This is a genomic window from Mycobacterium sherrisii (genome assembly GCF_002102355.1).
Lineage (GTDB): Bacteria > Actinomycetota > Actinomycetes > Mycobacteriales > Mycobacteriaceae > Mycobacterium > Mycobacterium sherrisii.
Window position 1 is genome coordinate 22,411 of the sequence record NZ_LQPT01000098.1, and the last position, 17,770, is coordinate 40,180.

18 protein-coding genes are annotated in these 17,770 nt (G+C 69.3%); 16 read left to right on the plus strand and 2 right to left on the minus strand.

Features of this window, described 5'->3' with window-relative positions; all coding sequences use genetic code 11:
* Positions 1-5: 5 nt before the first annotated feature.
* Genes alaS through aroQ form a run of 10 tightly spaced genes read left to right on the plus strand, consistent with a single transcriptional unit; the run spans position 6 to position 10,244 of the window.
* On the plus strand, positions 6-2,711 hold the full coding sequence (alaS, locus tag AWC25_RS19810; RefSeq protein ID WP_085167323.1) for an alanine--tRNA ligase: 2,706 nt from the start codon (positions 6-8) through the stop codon (positions 2,709-2,711).
* A complete protein-coding gene (ruvX, locus tag AWC25_RS19815; protein WP_069402107.1) occupies positions 2,712-3,230 on the plus strand; it encodes a Holliday junction resolvase RuvX in 519 nt (172 codons plus the stop codon). It begins immediately after the preceding gene.
* Positions 3,223-4,470: an endolytic transglycosylase MltG gene (locus AWC25_RS19820; RefSeq protein ID WP_069402128.1), complete on the plus strand. Its 1,248-nt coding sequence runs from the start codon at positions 3,223-3,225 to the stop codon at positions 4,468-4,470. Before ruvX ends, AWC25_RS19820 begins: the two co-directional genes overlap by 8 nt.
* Positions 4,445-5,284: a shikimate dehydrogenase gene (locus AWC25_RS19825; RefSeq protein ID WP_069402106.1), complete on the plus strand. Its 840-nt coding sequence runs from the start codon at positions 4,445-4,447 to the stop codon at positions 5,282-5,284. The genes AWC25_RS19820 and AWC25_RS19825 overlap by 26 nt, the downstream gene beginning before the upstream one ends.
* A gap of 10 nt (positions 5,285-5,294) precedes the next feature.
* Entirely contained in the window at positions 5,295-5,702 is a 408-nt protein-coding gene (locus tag AWC25_RS19830) for a prepilin peptidase (RefSeq protein WP_069402105.1), read from the plus strand.
* 57 nt (positions 5,703-5,759) lie between these two features.
* Complete coding sequence (locus AWC25_RS19835) at positions 5,760-6,932, plus strand: acyl-CoA dehydrogenase family protein (protein ID WP_244899558.1); 1,173 nt, start codon at positions 5,760-5,762, stop codon at positions 6,930-6,932.
* Between the two features lie 22 nt (positions 6,933-6,954).
* A complete protein-coding gene (aroC, locus tag AWC25_RS19840) occupies positions 6,955-8,166 on the plus strand; it encodes a chorismate synthase (protein ID WP_085167332.1) in 1,212 nt (403 codons plus the stop codon).
* Between the two features lie 7 nt (positions 8,167-8,173).
* Positions 8,174-8,704, plus strand: coding sequence for a shikimate kinase (locus tag AWC25_RS19845; RefSeq protein WP_069402103.1), 531 nt, complete (start codon positions 8,174-8,176; stop codon positions 8,702-8,704).
* Positions 8,701-9,789 carry a 3-dehydroquinate synthase gene (aroB, locus tag AWC25_RS19850; protein WP_069402102.1) on the plus strand — a complete coding sequence of 363 codons (1,089 nt, stop codon included), beginning with the start codon at positions 8,701-8,703 and terminating at the stop codon, positions 9,787-9,789. The genes AWC25_RS19845 and aroB overlap by 4 nt, the downstream gene beginning before the upstream one ends.
* Complete coding sequence (gene aroQ, locus AWC25_RS19855; RefSeq protein ID WP_069402126.1) at positions 9,786-10,244, plus strand: type II 3-dehydroquinate dehydratase; 459 nt, start codon at positions 9,786-9,788, stop codon at positions 10,242-10,244. Before aroB ends, aroQ begins: the two co-directional genes overlap by 4 nt.
* Here aroQ and AWC25_RS19860 read toward each other — a convergent pair.
* The gene (locus AWC25_RS19860) at positions 10,241-10,936 is read right to left on the minus strand and encodes a B-4DMT family transporter (RefSeq protein ID WP_211281060.1); all 696 of its coding nucleotides are present in this window, start codon (positions 10,934-10,936) and stop codon (positions 10,241-10,243) included. The genes aroQ and AWC25_RS19860 overlap by 4 nt on opposite strands.
* A 33-nt stretch (positions 10,937-10,969) precedes the next feature.
* On the opposite strand from AWC25_RS19860, the gene AWC25_RS19865 reads away from it, so the two are divergent.
* From AWC25_RS19865 to AWC25_RS19880, 4 genes are all read left to right on the plus strand, one after another.
* Entirely contained in the window at positions 10,970-12,085 is a 1,116-nt protein-coding gene (locus tag AWC25_RS19865) for a M24 family metallopeptidase (protein ID WP_085167326.1), read from the plus strand.
* A gap of 83 nt (positions 12,086-12,168) precedes the next feature.
* The gene (gene efp / locus AWC25_RS19870; protein WP_069402100.1) at positions 12,169-12,732 is read left to right on the plus strand and encodes an elongation factor P; all 564 of its coding nucleotides are present in this window, start codon (positions 12,169-12,171) and stop codon (positions 12,730-12,732) included.
* Between the two features lie 2 nt (positions 12,733-12,734).
* The gene (gene nusB / locus AWC25_RS19875) at positions 12,735-13,220 is read left to right on the plus strand and encodes a transcription antitermination factor NusB (RefSeq protein WP_069402099.1); all 486 of its coding nucleotides are present in this window, start codon (positions 12,735-12,737) and stop codon (positions 13,218-13,220) included.
* Positions 13,221-13,347: 127 nt separating this feature from the next.
* Positions 13,348-16,194 carry an aminotransferase class I/II-fold pyridoxal phosphate-dependent enzyme gene (locus tag AWC25_RS19880; RefSeq protein ID WP_069402098.1) on the plus strand — a complete coding sequence of 949 codons (2,847 nt, stop codon included), beginning with the start codon at positions 13,348-13,350 and terminating at the stop codon, positions 16,192-16,194.
* Between the two features lie 5 nt (positions 16,195-16,199).
* Here the strand turns inward: AWC25_RS19880 and AWC25_RS19885 are convergent, their stop codons facing one another.
* The gene (locus AWC25_RS19885) at positions 16,200-16,538 is read right to left on the minus strand and encodes a hypothetical protein (protein ID WP_069402097.1); all 339 of its coding nucleotides are present in this window, start codon (positions 16,536-16,538) and stop codon (positions 16,200-16,202) included.
* A 250-nt stretch (positions 16,539-16,788) separates the two neighbouring features.
* Here AWC25_RS19885 and AWC25_RS19890 point away from each other — a divergent pair, with 250 nt between their 5' ends.
* Both AWC25_RS19890 and AWC25_RS19895 read left to right on the plus strand, forming a co-directional pair.
* A complete protein-coding gene (locus AWC25_RS19890; RefSeq protein WP_085167327.1) occupies positions 16,789-17,526 on the plus strand; it encodes a GntR family transcriptional regulator in 738 nt (245 codons plus the stop codon).
* Positions 17,523-17,753 (plus strand): 4Fe-4S dicluster domain-containing protein, encoded by a 231-nt coding sequence (locus AWC25_RS19895; protein WP_069402095.1) that lies wholly within the window; start codon positions 17,523-17,525, stop codon positions 17,751-17,753. The genes AWC25_RS19890 and AWC25_RS19895 overlap by 4 nt, the downstream gene beginning before the upstream one ends.
* Positions 17,754-17,770: the final 17 nt, after the last annotated feature.

Here is a 17,770-nt window from a genome sequence, read left to right on the forward strand (position 1 = left end):
AAAGAGTGCAGACACACGAGATCAGGAAGCGATTTCTTGATCATTTCGTGAAGGCGGGTCACACCGAGGTGCCGAGCGCGTCGGTGATCCTTGACGACCCCAACCTGTTGTTCGTCAACGCCGGCATGGTCCAGTTCGTGCCGTTCTTCCTCGGGCAGCGCACGCCGCCGTACCCGACGGCCACCAGTATCCAGAAGTGCATCCGCACCCCGGATATCGACGAGGTGGGCATCACCACCCGGCACAACACCTTCTTCCAGATGGCCGGCAACTTCTCGTTCGGCGACTACTTCAAGCGGGGGGCCATCGAGCTGGCCTGGTCGCTGCTCACCACATCCGTCGCCGACGGCGGATACGGGTTGGATCCCGAAAAGATCTGGACCACAGTTTATTTCGACGACGACGAGGCCGTGCAGCTGTGGCAGGAGATCGCCGGTCTGCCGGCCGAGCGGATCCAGCGCCGCGGTATGGCCGACAACTACTGGTCGATGGGGATCCCCGGGCCGTGTGGCCCGTCGTCGGAGATCTACTACGACCGGGGGCCGGAGTTCGGCGTCGAGGGCGGCCCGATCGCCAACGAGGACCGCTACATCGAGATCTGGAACCTCGTGTTCATGCAGAACGAGCGGGGCGAGGGCACCAGCAAGGAAGACTTCGAGATTCTCGGGCCGTTGCCGCGCAAGAACATCGACACCGGCATGGGTGTGGAACGCGTCGCGTTCATCCTGCAGGGCGTGCACAACGTCTACGAGACCGACTTGTTGCGGCCGGTCATCGACATGGTGGCGGCCCGCGCGCCCCGCGGCTACGACGCCGGTAACCACGCCGACGACGTGCGGTACCGCATCATCGCCGACCACAGCCGCACCGCCGCGATCCTGATCGGCGACGGGGTGAGCCCCGGCAACGACGGTCGCGGCTATGTGCTGCGCCGGCTGCTGCGCCGGGTGGTCCGCTCGGCCAAACTGCTGGGCATCGAGGGCCCCATCGTCGGCGACCTGATGGCCACCGTGCGCGACGCGATGGGCCCGTCGTATCCCGAGCTGGTGGCGGACTTCGACCGGATCCGCCGCATCGCCGTGGCCGAGGAGACCGCGTTCAACCGCACCCTGACCTCGGGCTCGAAGTTGTTCGACGAGGTGGCCGGCAGCACCAAAGCGGCTGGGAAGACCACGGTTTCGGGTTCGGACGCCTTCACCCTGCACGACACCTACGGCTTTCCGATCGAGCTCACCCTGGAGATGGCCGCCGAGGCCGGCCTGTCCGTCGACGAGCTCGGCTTTCGGGAACTGATGGCCGAGCAACGCCGGCGGGCCAAGGCCGACGCCGCCGCACGCAAGCATGCGCACGCCGACCTCAGCGCGTACCGCGAACTGGTCGACGCGGGACCCACGGAGTTCACCGGGTTTGACGAATTGACCTCCGAGGCAAAGATTTTGGGAATCTTCGTTGACGGCAAGCGAGTTCCGGTGGTGGCGCACGGCGCCGGTGACGGGCAGCGGGTCGAGCTGGTCTTGGACCGCACCCCGCTGTATGCCGAGTCGGGCGGCCAGATCGCCGACGAGGGCACCATCAGCGGAACCGGCTCGGGGGCGAGCGCCCGGGCCGCCGTCACCGACGTGCAGAAGATCGCGAAAACCCTGTGGGTGCATCGTGTCAACGTCGAGTCCGGCGAATTCGTCGAGGGCGACACCGTGGTCGCCGCGGTGGACCCGGGCTGGCGCAAGGGGGCCACGCAGGGGCATTCGGGCACCCACATGGTGCACGCCGCACTGCGACAAGTGTTGGGGCCCAACGCCGTTCAGGCCGGATCGTTGAACCGACCGGGTTACCTGCGTTTCGACTTCAACTGGCAGGGCCCGCTCACCGATGAGCAGCGCGGCCAGATCGAAGAGGTCACCAACCAGGCCGTGCAGGCCGACTACCAGGTGCACACCTTCACCGAGAAGCTGGAGAAGGCCAAGGCGATGGGCGCGATGGCGCTGTTCGGCGAGGCCTATCCCGACGAGGTGCGGGTGGTGGAGATCGGCGGTCCGTTCTCGCTGGAGCTGTGCGGCGGCACCCACGTGCACAACTCAGCGCAGATCGGACCGGTGACCGTTCTGGGCGAGTCGTCGATCGGCTCCGGGGTGCGCCGGGTGGAGGCCTACGTCGGGCTGGAGTCGTTCCGGCACCTGGCCAAGGAACGTGCCCTGATGGCCGGGCTGGCCTCGTCGCTGAAGGTGCCCTCGGAGGAGGTGCCCGCCCGGGTGGCCAATCTGGTCGAGCGGCTCAAGGCCGCCGAGAAGGAACTCGAGCGGGCCCGGATGGCCGGTGCCCGCGCCGCGGCGACCAACGCCGCGGCCGGCGCGGAGCGGATCGGTAACGTCCGTGTGGTGGCACAGCGCATGTCCGGTGGGATGACGGCGGGCGATCTGCGCTCCCTGGTCGGCGATATCCGGGGCAAGTTCGGCGGCGATCCCGCGGTGGTCGCGCTGATCAGTGTCGGGGACGACGGCGCGACGGTGCCCTACGCCGTGGCCACCAATGCGGCCGCCCAGGAACTCGGCCTGCGCGCCGACGACTTGGTCAAAGAGCTGGCCGCGGCCGTCGACGGACGCGGCGGCGGCAAGCCCGACCTGGCGCAGGGGTCGGGCAAGAACCCGGCCGGCATCGATGCGGCGCTGAACGCACTGCGTTCGCAGATCGCCGCGACAGCGCGGGTCGGTTGAGTGGACTTGGCACAGCATCGCTTGCCCGACCGGCCCGGCGACCCCGATCAGGACGCCGGCCGGGGGCGCCGGATGGGGGTCGATGTGGGCACCGTCCGCATCGGCGTGGCGGCCAGCGATCCCGACGGCATCCTGGCCACCCCGGTGGAGACGGTGCGCCGCGACCGGTCCGGCAGGCACCTGCGCCGGCTGGCCGAGCTGGTCACCGAGCTGCAGGCCGTCGAGGTGATCGTCGGCCTGCCCCGGACGCTGGCCGACCGCACCGGACCGTCGGCCCTCGACGCGATCGAGGTGGCCGACGCGCTGGCCCGGCGGGTGGCGCCGACGCCGGTGCGGCTGGCCGACGAACGGCTGACCACCGTCAGCGCGCAGCGCTCGCTGCGCGCGGCCGGGGTGCGGGCCAAGGCGCAGCGGGCGGTGATCGATCAGGCCGCGGCCGTCGCGATCCTGCAGAGCTGGCTTGATCAGCGCCGAGCCGCCGTCAGAGAGCCGGGCATGGGGGATGCCGTCGATGGTTGAGAGCGCGCGCGACGAACGGGCCGAACCGACCGCGGTGGGTCCGCCCCGAACCCGGTCCAGCCGGGTGGCCCGCATCCGGGCCGAGCGGGGACGCCGGCGGCGCCGATTCACCGGCCGCATCGCTGTGGGCCTGCTCGCCGTGATCGTGGTCGCCGCGGTGGTCGTCGGTTCCAAGATGTGGCACACGATGTTCGGCACCGGCGACGACTACAGCGGAGACGGCAAGCGCGACATCGTGATCGCGATCCAGGCCGGCGACTCGACGACGAATGTCGGCGAAACCCTGCACAACCAGGGTGTAGTCGCCACCGTGCGGGCCTTCGTCAACGCCGCGCACGGCAACGCCGCGATCAACTCCATCCAGCCGGGCTACTACCGGATGCGCACCGAGATCCCGGCGGCCTCGGCCGTCGCGCGGCTGACCGACCCCGGCAACCGGGTGGGCAAGCTCGTCATCCCCGAGGGCCGCCAGCTCGACGACACCACCGACATGAAGACCAACGTGGTGACACCGGGGATTCTCACCCTGATCTCCCGCGCCAGCTGCGTCGACCTCGACGGTCACACCCATTGCGTCTCGGTGGCCGACCTGCGCGCGGCGGCGGGCAACACCCCGCCCAACGTGCTGTCGGTGCCGGCGTGGGCGATCCAGCCCGTCACCGAGCTCGGCAGCGATCACCGCCGACTCGAGGGGCTGATCGCGCCGGGCACCTTCAACGTCGACCCGTCGGCGCCGGCGCAGGAGATCCTGACGAACCTGATCAGCGCCGGTGCCGTGGTGTATGCGCAGTCCGGGCTGCTGGACACCGCGCAGGCCCTGAAGCTGTCGCCCTACGACATCCTCGTGGTGGCCTCGCTGGTGCAGCAGGAATCGAACGCCCCGGATTTCGCGAAGGTGGCGCAGGTCATCTACAACCGGCTCAACGCCCACCACACGCTGGAGTTCGACTCGACGGTGAACTATCCACTGGACCGGCGCGAGGTGGCGACCAGCGACGCCGACCGTGCCCAGAAGACACCGTGGAACACCTATGTCTCGCAGGGGCTGCCCGCCACCGCGATCTGCTCCCCGGGCATCGACGCGCTGCGCGCCGCCGAACATCCCGAGCCGGGGGACTGGCTGTACTTCGTCACCATCGACGGCCAGGGCACCACGCTGTTCACCCGGGATTACAAGCAGCATCTGGCGAATATCGAGCTGGCCAAGCACAACGGTGTCCTCGACAGCACGCCCCGCTGACGCGGGCCCGCGCAAGGCGGCGGTGCTCGGGTCGCCGATCGCGCATTCGAAGTCCCCGCAGCTGCACCTGGCCGCCTATCGAGCGCTGGGCCTGCACGATTGGACCTACGAGCGCATCGAGTGCGACGCCGAGCAGTTGCCGCGGGTGGTCGGCGGGTTCGGCCCGGAGTGGGTCGGGGTGTCGGTGACCGCCCCCGGCAAGTTCGCCGCGTTGAAGTTCGCCGACGAGCACACCGACCGCGCCGCCCAGGTGGGATCGGCGAACACGCTGGTGCGCACGCAACGCGGCTGGCGTGCCGACAACACCGACATCGACGGCGTCGCCGGCGCGATCGGGTCGGCCTCGGGATGGGCGCTGGTCTGTGGATCGGGGGGCACCGCACCGGCCGCGGTGGCCGGCTTGGCGCAGCTCGGTGTCCGCGGCATCACCGTCGTGGCCCGCAACACCGACAAGGCGGCCCGGCTGGTCGAGCTGGGCACCCGGCTCGGCGTGCCGACCCGGATCTGCGGCCTGGACGGCCCCCGCGCCAGGGGCCTGGCCGACGAGGTCGCGGCCGCGGAGGTGCTGGTCAGCACCATTCCGGTGGACGTGGCGGCGTGGTACGCCGGGACGTTCGCGTCGATTCCCGTGCTGCTGGACGCCGTCTACGACCCCTGGCCCACCCCGCTGGCCACCGCGGTGACCGCCGCCGGCGGCCGGGTGATCAACGGCGTGCAGATGCTGCTGCATCAGGCGTTCGCGCAGGTCGAGCAGTTCACCGGGCTGCCGGCCCCGCGCGAAGCGATGACTTGCGCGCTGGCCGCCCTGGACTAACGTCCCGGCGGTGCGGGCGACGGCGGCGGTGCTGGTGTGCGGCTGGCTGGCGGCGTTGAGCTGCTACGACATCCGGCAGCGTCGACTGCCCAACCTGTTGACCCTGCCCGGGGCGGGCGTGATCCTGGTGGCGGCGTCGTGCGTCGGGCGCGGCGGGCCCGCACTGGCCGGAGCCGCGGCCCTGACCGGGCTATATCTGCTCGTGCACCTGATCGCGCCGGCCGGGATGGGGGCCGGCGACGTGAAGCTGGCCATCGGCCTGGGCGGGCTGGCCGGCTGCTTCGGCGTCGCGGCGTGGTTCGCCGCGGCGCTGACCGCGCCGCTGCTGACCGCTGCGCTGGGGGCGGCTTGGCGCGGCGCCGTGCCCCACGGTCCGTCGATGTGCCTGGCCACCGCGGCGGCGGTGGCGCTGGCTTAAAAATTGTGACGCTGGAAATCGTTGCCGGTGCGGTCATGCCCGCCTATGTTTCGGCGCATGCCCGCACTCGATCAGGTATTCGCCGAAATCGCCGAAGACTATCGCCGGCGTTTGGCCGACGGGCTGACCGAGCCGCCGCTGCGCGGGCTCAAGCTCGTCCGGGAACACCGGCTGGGTGCCGTGCGATTGGCCCGCGAACTAGGCGGTGCGGGCTACACCGTGCCGGAGTTCTTCGATCACCTCATCGCGCTGGCCGAGGCGGACCCGGACCTCGCGCACATCCTGCGGGTGCACCACGCGCTGGTCGAGGAACTGCAGGTCCAACCGAGCCGACCGGGCAGCGACCGGTGGATCGCGGTGGTCGCCGAGGGCGGGCTGATCGGCGGCGCCAACGCCGAACGAAGCCAGAAGTCGATCGGCGGCAACGACCGCGACACCCGGCTGGTGGCGACCGCCGACGGCCTGCGGTTGCGCGGCCAGAAGTTCTACAGCACCGGCGCCCAGTTCTCCGACTATCTGCGCATCACCGCGCAGGGCGACGACGGCGCACCGACCGCCGTGGTGATACCCGTCGACCGGGCCGGCGTCGAGCACGTCGACGACTGGGACGGCATCGGTCAGCGCCAAACTGGCAGCGGCACAACGGTTTTCCACGATGTCGAGGTCGCGGCCGACGAGGTGTTCCCGCTGGGCGCCACGATCGGGTTGGACCGCGCCCGGGGCGCGTTGATGCAGCTGTATCTGCATGCGGTGGCCGCGGGGATCCTGCGGGCGTTGACGACCGACGCCGCGACGCTGGTCCGCGGGCGGCGCCGCACCTACACCTTCGCCAGCGTCGACCAGCCGACGGCCGATCCGCAGTTGCTGCAGGTGGTCGGGGAGATCGACGCGGTGGCCTACGCCGCGCAGGCCCTGGTCCGCAGCGCGGCGGCCGAACTCGCCCCCGCGCTGCAGGCGGCCCGCACCACCGGGATCGACCCGGAATTGGAGAAGCGGTCCTCGATCGCGGCCGCCCGGGTCAAGGTCGCGATCCAGGAGCCGGCGCTGCGGGCGGCCTCGCGCGTCTTCGACGTCGGCGGCGCCTCGGCGATACAGGCGTCGGCGCTGTTGGATCGGCACTGGCGCAACCTGCGGACGCTGTTCTCGCACAACCCGACGGTGTACAAGGCGCGGGTGCTCGGCGACGTCGCCGTCAACGGTGCGGACCTGCCGGAAAGCAGCTTCTTCTGACGCCCATGGGACAATGGCACGCGTGTTGCGTTGGATCACTGCCGGGGAGTCCCACGGCCGCGCGCTGATCGCCGTGGTCGAGGGCATGGTCGCCGGCGTAGAGGTCACCTCCACCGAAATCGCCGACCAATTGGCGCGTCGCCGCCTCGGCTACGGCCGCGGTGCCCGGATGGCCTTCGAGCGCGACGCGGTGACCGTGCTGGCCGGGGTGCGCCATGGCGTGACCCTGGGCGGGCCGATCGCGATCGAGATCGGTAACACCGAGTGGCCGAAGTGGGAGACCGTGATGGCCACCGACCCGGTCGACCCGGCCGAGCTGGAGAACTCGGCGCGCAACGCGCCGCTCACCCGGCCGCGCCCCGGTCACGCCGACTACGCCGGGATGCTCAAGTACGGTTTCGACGACGCCCGGCCGGTACTGGAACGGGCCAGCGCGCGCGAGACCGCCGCCCGCGTCGCGGCCGGGACCGTCGCGCGGGCGTTCCTGCGACAGGCCCTCGGTGTTGAGGTGCTCTCCCACGTCGTCTCGATCGGCCCGTCGCGGCCCTACGAGGGCCCGCCGCCGGGGGCCGGCGACCTGGCCGCCATCGACGCCAGCCCGGTGCGTGCCTACGACAAGGCGGCCGAGGAGGCGATGATCGCCGAGATCGAAGCGGCGAAGAAGGACGGCGACACCCTGGGCGGGGTGGTGGAGGTGGTCGCGCTGGGCCTGCCCATCGGGCTGGGCTCGTTCACCAGCGGCGACAACCGCCTGGACAGCCAGCTGGCCGCCGCCGTGATGGGCATCCAGGCGATCAAGGGTGTGGAGATCGGCGACGGTTTTGCCACCGCCCGCCGGCGCGGCAGCCAGGCCCACGACGAGATGTATCCCGGCCCGGACGGGGTGGTGCGCTCCACCAACCGCGCCGGTGGCCTGGAAGGCGGCATGACCAACGGCCAGGCCGTGCGGGTGCGGGCGGCGATGAAGCCCATCTCGACCGTGCCGCGGGCGCTGGCCACCGTCGACATGGCCACCGGCGACGAGGCCGTCGCGATCCACCAGCGCTCCGACGTGTGCGCGGTGCCGGCCGCCGGCGTCGTCGTCGAGACCATGGTGGCGCTGGTGTTGGCCCGCGCCGCGCTGGCCAAGTTCGGCGGGGATTCGCTGGCCGAGACCCGGCGCAACATCGAGGCCTACCAGCGTGCGGTCGCCGAGCGCGAGGCACCGGCGGCCCGCGCCCGGGCGTCCGGGTAGGCGCACCGTGGCACCCAGGGCGGTACTCGTCGGATTACCGGGCTCGGGCAAGTCGACCATCGGGCGCCGGCTGGCCAAGGCGTTGGGCGTCGGCTATGTCGACACCGACACCCTGATCGAGGAGCAGACCGGCCGCACCATCCCGGAGATCTTCGCCACTGACGGGGAACCGGAATTCCGCCGCATCGAAGAGGCGGTGGTGCGCGCCGCGCTCGCCGAACACGAAGGTGTGGTCTCACTCGGCGGCGGCGCGGTCACCAGCTCGGGGGTGTGCGAGGCGTTGGCCGGTCACACCGTCATTTATCTGGAAATCGGTGCGCGCGAAGGCATTCGGCGCACCGGCGGCACCTCGGCGCGGCCGCTGCTGGCCGGCGGTAACCGGGCCGAGAAATACCGCGCCCTGATGTCGCAACGAACCCCGTTGTACCGGCGGGTGGCGACCCTGCGGGTCGACACCAATCGCCGTAACCCGGGCGCGGTGGTGCGTTACATCACGTCCCGCTTGCCCAATACCCACCAGTCCAAGGCGACTACATGACTGAAACTTCTGAACCGGTCACCGTGCAGGTGGCCGTCGATCCGCCCTACCCGGTCGTGATCGGCACCGGATTGCTCACCGAATTGGGCGAGCTGCTCGGTGACCGGCACCGGGTCGCGATCCTGCATCAGCCGGTCTTGGCGCAGACCGCCGAGGCGATGCGCGGCTACCTGGCCGACAAGGGCGTCGACGCGCACCGCATCGAGATCCCGGACGCCGAGGCCGGCAAAGATCTGCCGGTCGTCGGATTCATTTGGGAAGTGTTGGGGCGCATCGGCATTGGGCGTAAGGACGCTCTGGTCAGCCTCGGCGGCGGGGCGGCCACCGACGTCGCGGGTTTCGCCGCGGCCACCTGGCTGCGGGGTGTCTCGATCGTGCACGTGCCGACGACGTTGCTGGGCATGGTCGACGCGGCGGTGGGTGGCAAGACCGGCATCAACACCGACGCCGGCAAGAACCTGGTGGGCGCGTTCCACCAGCCGCTGGCCGTCCTGGTGGACCTGGCCACCCTGGAAACGTTGCCCCGCAACGAGATCATCGCGGGGATGGCCGAGATCGTGAAGGCCGGGTTCATCGCCGACCCGGTGATCCTGGACCTCATTGAGGCCGACCCGCAGGCGGCGCTGGACCCCGGGGGCGACGTGCTGCCCGAGCTGATCCGCCGTGCCATCGCCGTCAAGGCCGAGGTGGTCGCCGCCGACGAGAAGGAATCTGAGCTGCGCGAAATCCTCAACTACGGGCACACTTTGGCGCACGCCATCGAACGCCGCGAGCGCTACCAGTGGCGCCACGGCGCCGCGGTGTCGGTGGGTCTGGTGTTCGCCGCCGAACTAGCCCGGCTCACCGGACGACTCGACGACGACACCGCCGCGCGCCACCGCAGCATCCTGGCCGCGCTGGGCCTGCCCGTCAGTTACGACCCCGACGCCTTGCCGCAGCTGCTGGAATACATGGCGGGGGACAAGAAGACCCGCGCCGGTGTGCTGCGCTTCGTGGTGCTCGACGGGCTGGCCAAACCGGGCCGGCTGGTCGGGCCGGACCCCGGTCTGCTGGTGACGGCGTATGCGGGGGTGTGCGCGCCATGAGTTTGACGGTCAATGTGCTCAACGGCCCCAACCTGGGCCGGCTGGGCCGCCGCGAGCCGGACGTCTACGGGGACACCACACACGAGCAGCTGGCCGCTCTCATCGAACGTGAGGCCGCCGGGTTGGGTTTGAAAGCCGTTGTGCGGCAAAGTGATAGCGAAGCTGAGCTGTTGGACTGGATTCACGCGGCCGCCGACGCGGGCGAGCCGGTGATCCTCAACGCGGGCGGTCTGACGCACACCTCGGTGGCGCTGCGCGATGCCTGCGCCGAACTACGCGCCCCGCTGATCGAGGTGCACATTTCGAATGTGCATGCGCGCGAAGAGTTTCGGCGGCATTCCTATCTGAGCCCGGTGGCGACCGGGGTGATCGTCGGGCTGGGCGTCCAGGGCTATCTGTTGGCGCTGCGCTATTTGGCCGGGTCCAACACCGAAACTAACACCGGGACCGGCTAGTTCTTCTTGTCCGGGTCGGGGTCGGTCCGAATCACTTCGGTCTTGGCGTCGTCGGAAACCGTGGGGATCGATTCGGTGGGGGCGCCCCAGCGGCCGGTCGGGATCGTCTCGGTGGGCGCCTCGCGTTCGGCCGTGGCCACCGACGAGGTCGGGGCCTCGGCCTGCGCCTCGGGATGCTGGGCCGGGATTTCACCGGTCGGCGCGTCGTCGGCGCGAGCCGCGGCGAACACGTCGGTGTCGGCCCGCTCGGTGGCGGCTTCGCGGTCGGCGGGCGGATTGCGGTCCACCCGCCAACGGCCGACGGCCACCCCGATGATCCCGGGCAGGAACACGCACAGCGCGGTGAACGCGGCGAACGTCGTCAACTCGTTGATCAGCCCGCCGGTGTAGAGGCCCTTGTAGAACAGCGCGATGAGCCAGGAGACGGCGCCGCTGAGCACCCCGGCGACCAGGCCGGCCAGCAGCCACGTCATCGCCAGGTCGGCGCGGCGGTCCGGGTCGGCGTGGGCCCGGGCGTCGGCGCGTCCGTCCAGCAGGCCCCACACGACCACGCCGACGATGAACAGCAGCAGCAGTACCACGCTCACCAGGCCGGCCTGGGTCTGCCAGGCGTTGATGATTGCCCCCTGAAACAACCGGACGACCACCATCGCCGCGGCGAACGCCAAGCCCCGCACCATCCAGTTACTCATGGGCAATCAGCGTAGCGAGTACCGTCGTGAGTCGTGACACATTCCCAGCGTCGAGACAAGCTAAAAACCCAGATCGGTGCCGGTGGGCTGGACGCGTTGCTGGTCACGGACCTGAATAACGTCCGCTATTTGTCCGGTTTCTCCGGCTCCAACGGCGCGTTGCTGGTCTTCGCTGACGATCGCGACGCCGTTTTGGCCACCGACGGCCGCTACCGCACCCAGGCCGCGGAGCAGGCGCCCGATCTCGAGGTCGCGATCGAACGCGCCGTGGCCGGCTACCTGGCGGGTCGGGCGGCCGAATCCGGCGTGTCCAAGCTGGGCTTCGAAAGCAACGTAGTGACCGTCGACGGGTTCGACGCGCTGCGCGGGGAAGTCGAGGAGCACGGCGGAACGACCGAGCTGGTGCGCGCCGCCGGAGCGGTCGAGACGCTGCGCGAGATCAAGGACGCCGGCGAGGTGGCGCTGCTGCGGCTGGCCTGCGAGGCCGCCGACGCCGCGCTGCACGAACTGGTGGCCCGCGGTGGGCTGCGGCCCGGCCGGACCGAGCGCCAGGTCAGCCGCGAGCTGGAGGCGTTGATGCTCGATCACGGCGCCGACGGGATTTCCTTCGAGACGATCGTGGCGGCCGGCCCGCATTCGGCGATCCCGCACCACCGGCCGACCGACGCGGTGCTCGCCGACGGCGATTTCGTCAAGATCGACTTCGGCGCCCTGTTCGCCGGCTATCACTCCGACATGACCCGCACCTTCGTGCTGGGCAAGGCCGCGGATTGGCAGCTGGAGATCTATGCCCTGGTCGCCGAGGCGCAGCGGGCCGGGCGGGAGGCGTTGCGGCCGGGCGCCGAGCTGCGCGAGGTGGACGGCGCGGCGCGGCGGCTGATCGCCGACGCGGGCTACGGCGACCATTTCGGTCATGGTCTGGGGCACGGGGTGGGCCTGGAGATCCACGAGGCGCCCGGGATCGGCGCGACCTCGACCGGGACGCTGCTGGCGGGATCCGTCGTGACGGTCGAGCCCGGTGTCTACCTGCCCGGCCGCGGCGGGGTGCGCATCGAGGACACCCTGGTGGTGGGTTCGGATGACGCGCATGCGACGACCACGCCGGACCTGCTGACGCGGTTCCCCAAGGAGCTGGCGGTTCTGACTTAGCTGGTGCCGAGGGCAGCGCGTAAGCTGCATCCGGGCCCGGCTCGGCCCTGAAAATCCGTCATTCTGTAGGAGATAGACCGACTGTGGCAACGACTGCCGACTTCAAGAACGGACTGGTGCTGGTGATCGACGGCCAGCTATGGCAGATCACCGAGTTCCAGCACGTCAAACCGGGTAAGGGTCCGGCTTTCGTGCGCACCAAGCTGAAGAACGTGCTGTCGGGCAAGGTCGTCGACAAGACCTACAACGCCGGGGTGAAGGTCGACACGGCCACGGTCGACCGGCGCGACGCCACGTATCTGTATCGCGACGGCTCGGACTTCGTGTTCATGGACAGCCAGGACTACGAGCAGCACCCGCTGCCCGAGTCCCTGGTCGGCGACGCGGCCCGGTTCCTGCTGGAGGGTCTGCCGGTGCAGATCGCGTTCCACGACGGCGCCCCGCTGTACCTCGAACTGCCGGTGTCGGTCGAGCTCGTGGTCACCCACACCGAGCCCGGGCTGCAGGGCGACCGGTCCAGCGCCGGCACCAAGCCGGCGACGGTGGAGACGGGCGCGGAACTGCAGGTGCCGTTGTTCATCAACACCGGCGACAAGCTGAAGGTGGATTCCCGCGACGGCAGTTACCTGGGCCGGGTCAATAGCTGACCATGCCGGACGGTAAACCGCCGAGGCCCGCCAAAGGACGCCACCACGCCCGCAAGCGCGCGGTGGACCTGCTGTTCGAAGCCGAGGCGCGCGGTTTGACTCCCGTCGAGGTGGCCGACACCCGCATCGCGCTGGCCCAGTCGAATCCCGACGTCAAACCGCTGCACCCCTACACCGTCGCGGTCGCGCACGGCGTCGGCGATCAGCTGGCCCACATCGACGACCTGATCAGCACCCACCTGCAGGGCTGGACGCTGGATCGATTGCCCGCGGTCGACCGCGCGATCCTGCGCGTGGCGGTGTGGGAGCTGCTGCACGCCGACGACGTGCCGGAACCGGTGGCCGTCGACGAGGCGGTGCAGCTGGCCAAGGAGCTGTCCACCGACGAGTCGCCGGCCTTCATCAACGGCGTGCTCGGCCAGGTGATGTTGGTGACGCCGCAGATCCGGACGGCGGCCCAGGCCGTGCGGGGCCGCCGGGAGACGTGAGCAGCGACGAACCGATCGCTGAACATCCCGTCGATCCTGAGCAAAAAGATGACCGCGGCCGACCGGACCGGATAACAATGGAGCTGGACTGACGGCAGCAAATCCGCGCCAAAGAACAGGTGGCGACATGAATCCCTACAGTGCCGGCCCGCGACGACTGCATGTCTCCGCGCTGGCGGCGGTGGCGAATCCGTCCTACACGCGCGTGGACACCTGGAACCTGCTTGACGACGCTTGTCGGCACCTGGCCGAGGTCGACCTGGCCGGGCTGGACAAGACGCACGAGCTGGCCAAGGTCCGGCGATTGATGGATCGTCTGGCTGCCTACGAGCGGTACTGGCTGTATCCGGGCGCGGAGAACCTGGCAACCTTTCGCGCCCACCTGGAAAGCCTGTCCACGGTGCGACTCGCCGAAGAGGTGTCGCTGGCGGTGCGTTTGCTCAGCGAATATGGCGACCGCACAGCACTTTTCAACACTTCCGCGCCGCTGGCCGACCAGGAGCTGGTGGCCCAGGCCAAGCAGCAACAGTTCTATACCGTGTTGCTCGCCGACGACTCGCCCAACACCGGACCCGATTGCCTGGCCGAGGCACTGCGCGACCTGCGTTCCCAGTCCGAGGATGTCCAGTTCGAGCTGCTGGTGGTGACGAGCGTCGAGGACGCCATCACCGCGGTCGCCCTGAACGGCGAAATCCAGGCCGCGATCATCCGCCACGACGTGTCGTTGCGCTCGCGTGACCGGGTGCCGTTGATGAACACCCTGCTGGGCGCCACCAAAGATGCGGTGAGTCGCGACTGCGGCAGCGACTGCATCGAATGCGGCGCCTGGATTCGCGAGCTGCGGCCGCACATCGACCTTTATCTGCTCACCGACGAGTCCATCGCGGCCGGCAGCGACGAGGAAAACGACGTTTACGATCGGACGTTCTACCGCCTCAACGACGTCACCGACCTGTACAGCACGGTGGTGGCCGGATTGCGGAACCGTTTCGCCACACCGTTTTTCGACGCCCTGCGCGCGTACGCCGGAGCGCCGGTCGGTCAATTCCACGCGCTGCCGGTGGCCCGCGGCGCCAGCGTCTTCAACTCGCGTTCGCTGCAGGACATGGGAGAGTTCTACGGCCGCAACATCTTCATGGCCGAGACCTCGACCACCTCGGGTGGTCTGGACTCGCTGCTCGACCCGCACGGCAACATCAAGAAGGCGATGGACAAGGCCGCGCACACCTGGAACTCCCACCAGACCTACTTCGTCACCAACGGCACCTCGACCGCCAACAAGATCGTCGTGCAGTCGTTGACCCGGCCCGGTGACATCGTGCTGATCGACCGTAACTGCCACAAGTCGCACCACTACGGCCTGGTGCTGGCCGGCGCCTACCCGCTGTACCTGGATGCCTACCCGCTGCCGCAGTTCGCCATCTACGGTGCCGTGCCACTGCAGACGATCAAAAAGGCGTTGCTCGAACTCGAAGAGGCCGGCCAGCTGGACAAGGTGCGGATGCTGTTGCTCACCAACTGCATCTTCGACGGTGTCGTCTACAACCCGCAGCGGGTGATGGAGGAGGTGCTGGCGATCAAGCCGGATATCTGCTTCTTGTGGGACGAGGCATGGTACGCCTTCGCCACGGCCGTGCCGTGGGCCCGGCAGCGCACGGCGATGGTGGCCGCGGAACGTCTCGAGCAGCTGCTGGCATCACCGGAATACGCTGTGCAGTACCGCAATTGGGCCGCATCCATGGATGCCATCCCGCGATCGGAGTGGGTGAACCACCGGCTGTTGCCCGACCCGACCCGGGCGCGGGTGCGGGTGTATGCGACGCACTCCACGCACAAGTCGCTGTCGGCGTTTCGGCAGGCGTCGATGATTCACGTCCGCGACCGGGATTTCAATTCGCGGGCCCGCGACGCGTTCGGTGAGGCGTTTTTGACCCACACCTCGACGTCGCCGAACCAGCAGCTGCTGGCCTCGCTGGATCTGGCCCGCCGGCAGGTCGACATCGAGGGCTTCCAGTTGGTCCGGCAGGTCTACGACATGGCGCTGGTGTTTCGGCACCGTGTCCGCAAGGACCGGCTGATCAGCAAGTGGTTTCGCATTCTCGACGAATCCGACCTGGTGCCCGAGGAATTCCGGGCCTCCGCGGTCAGCTCGTACCGGGAGGTGCGCCAGGGCGCGCTGGCCGAGTGGAACGAGGCGTGGCGCTCCGACCAGTTCGTGTTGGACCCGACCCGCGTCACCCTGTTTTTGGGCAATACCGGGATGAACGGGTACGACTTCCGCGAGAAGATCCTGATGGAGCGCTTCGGGATCCAGATCAACAAGACCTCGATCAACAGCGTGCTGCTGATCTTCACGATCGGGGTCACCTGGTCGAGCGTGCACCACCTGCTCGACGTGCTGCGCCGGGTGGCGACCGACCTCGATCGGGAGCGGGAACTGGCCAGCGCCGCCGACTGGTCCCTGCATCAGCGACGTGTCGAGGAACTCACCGAGGATCTGCCGCACCTGCCCGACTTCAGCGAGTTCGACATCGCGTTCAAACCGGTGGACTCGTGCGCGTTCGGTGACATGCGCTCGGCGTTCTACGCCGGTTACGAGGAGTCCGACCGGGAGTACGTGCAGATCGGCAGCGCCGGTCGGCGAATCGCCGAGGGCCGCAAGCTGGTGTCGACCACGTTCGTGGTGCCTTACCCGCCGGGCTTTCCCGTCCTGGTTCCGGGTCAGGTGGTGTCCAAGGAGATTTTGTATTTCCTGGCCCAGCTCGACGTCAAGGAAATCCACGGCTACAACCCGGAACTCGGCCTGTCGGTGTTCACCGCCGAGGCGCTGGCCCGGCTGGAGGCCCAGCGCAGCGCGGCGGCCGCCGCGGTCGGCACCGCCTACCCGTCGTTCGAGTTGCCCGCGGACCCGTCGGTGCTCAATGGGGCGCGCAACGGGGACCGCGTCCGGCACCCCGTCGGCGAGGACGCGTGAGCGCCTCACCCGCAGGAGGACCTGCCGTTGTGCCCGCCTTCGAGCGACAACTCGGCCGCTCTCCGGCGCAGCGCCAGCACCCGGCGGTGAATTCGGTGCTCGGTGCCGCGGGGCATACAGCCGGGGCCGTACCGGCCGCGCGCTAGCCGCACCACCCGGCCGTAGCGCCGTTCCCAGCGCAGCGCGTCGGAGATCGACTTCGCCGCCCGCTCACCTGCGTCGAAGTTGTGATAGCGCAACGCCCGGATCAGCTCTTGCACCGTCGTCGTTCCGTGCAGGGCGAGATGCCAGGTCAACACGTACCGGAGTTCGGTTCCGCGCAGCCGCAGCGAAGTGGTCGTCATGCCCGCGACTGTCCCATCCGGTCCTGACACGCACGCGTTGTCGCTCGAAGGCGGGCACAACGCGGCATCCCTAACTTCGGCTCACCGGGATCGCAAAGACCGTGCGTTTGCCCAGGTGGCGTAATAGCCCTCGGGGCCCCGGTTTGCGCTGGTCGGCGGCGAAAGGCACCCGGCGGAATACGTCGGCCCGCCGCCGCCGGCGCCGACCGCGAGCCCAAAATGTGCCGCTGAGCTGCGTTAGCGTGGCGGCGTGGCGGAGGCGATAGCTATCGGAGGACCCCGGGCCGATCGTGCCCGCCGGGTTGCCGACGTGCTCCGTCAGCAGATTCACGCCGCCGCCTATCCCGACGGTCTGCCCGCCGAAAGCGATCTGGCGGCCGAGTTCTCGGTGTCGCGCAACACCATTCGCGAGGCGCTGGGCATCCTCAAACAAGAGGGCCTGATCGACCGCGGGCCCAAGGTCGGCACCCATGTCGCGCAGCGCAAGTATGACCACCGGATCGACTCCCTGCTGGGCCTCAAGGAGACCTTCAAACACGTCGGCGAGGTCCGCAACGAGGTGCGGGCCGCCATGTCCGTGGTCGCGCCGCCGGCGGTGGCCCACCGGCTGCGCCTGGCCCCCGGCGAGCAGGCCGTGTTCATCGAGCGCTTGCGCTACCTGGGCGACCTGCCGCTCAGCCTCGACCTGACCTACCTCACCCGCGAGATCGGCACCCGAATCCTCGAGCATTCGCTGGAGACCAACGACGTGTTCGCGCTCATCGAACAGGTCACCGGGCAGTCGCTGGGCTCGGCGTCGCTGGCGCTGGAAGCCATTCCGGCCGACGCACACTCCGCGGCGACGCTGCAGGTGCCCGACGGAGCACCCGTGCTCATGCTGGAGCGTCTCACCAGCCTCGACGACGGCAACCCCGTCGACCTGGAGTACATCCGGATGCGGGGAGACCGAATCACCATGCGCGGCAACCTGATAAGGAGCAAGCCATGACGCTGGTCAACAACAACCGCGTCGACGTGCCGGTCACCGTCGACGAGTCGCTGTGTATCGACGGCTGTACCCTCTGCGTCGAGGTCTGTCCGCTGGACGCGCTGGCCATCAACCCCGACACCGGCAAGGCGTACATGCACGTCGACGAGTGCTGGTACTGCGGCCCCTGCGCGGCGCGCTGTCCCACCGGTGCCGTCACCGTCAACATGCCGTATCTACTCCGCTGAAACACATTACAGCCCAG

Bases quoted from the DNA above. Each gene is read 5' to 3' on its own strand.
- AWC25_RS19820 (WP_069402128.1), top strand. From the start codon at position 3,223: ATGGTTGAGAGCGCGCGCGACGAACGGGCCGAACCGACCGCGGTGGGT.
- AWC25_RS19835 (WP_244899558.1), top strand. From the start codon at position 5,760: ATGCCCGCACTCGATCAGGTATTCGCCGAAATCGCCGAAGACTATCGC.
- aroB (WP_069402102.1), top strand. From the start codon at position 8,701: ATGACTGAAACTTCTGAACCGGTCACCGTGCAGGTGGCCGTCGATCCG.
- aroQ (WP_069402126.1), top strand. From the start codon at position 9,786: ATGAGTTTGACGGTCAATGTGCTCAACGGCCCCAACCTGGGCCGGCTG.
- AWC25_RS19860 (WP_211281060.1), bottom strand. From the start codon at position 10,936: ATGAGTAACTGGATGGTGCGGGGCTTGGCGTTCGCCGCGGCGATGGTG.
- nusB (WP_069402099.1), top strand. From the start codon at position 12,735: ATGCCGGACGGTAAACCGCCGAGGCCCGCCAAAGGACGCCACCACGCC.
- AWC25_RS19880 (WP_069402098.1), top strand. From the start codon at position 13,348: ATGAATCCCTACAGTGCCGGCCCGCGACGACTGCATGTCTCCGCGCTG.
- AWC25_RS19885 (WP_069402097.1), bottom strand. From the start codon at position 16,538: ATGACGACCACTTCGCTGCGGCTGCGCGGAACCGAACTCCGGTACGTG.
- AWC25_RS19895 (WP_069402095.1), top strand. From the start codon at position 17,523: ATGACGCTGGTCAACAACAACCGCGTCGACGTGCCGGTCACCGTCGAC.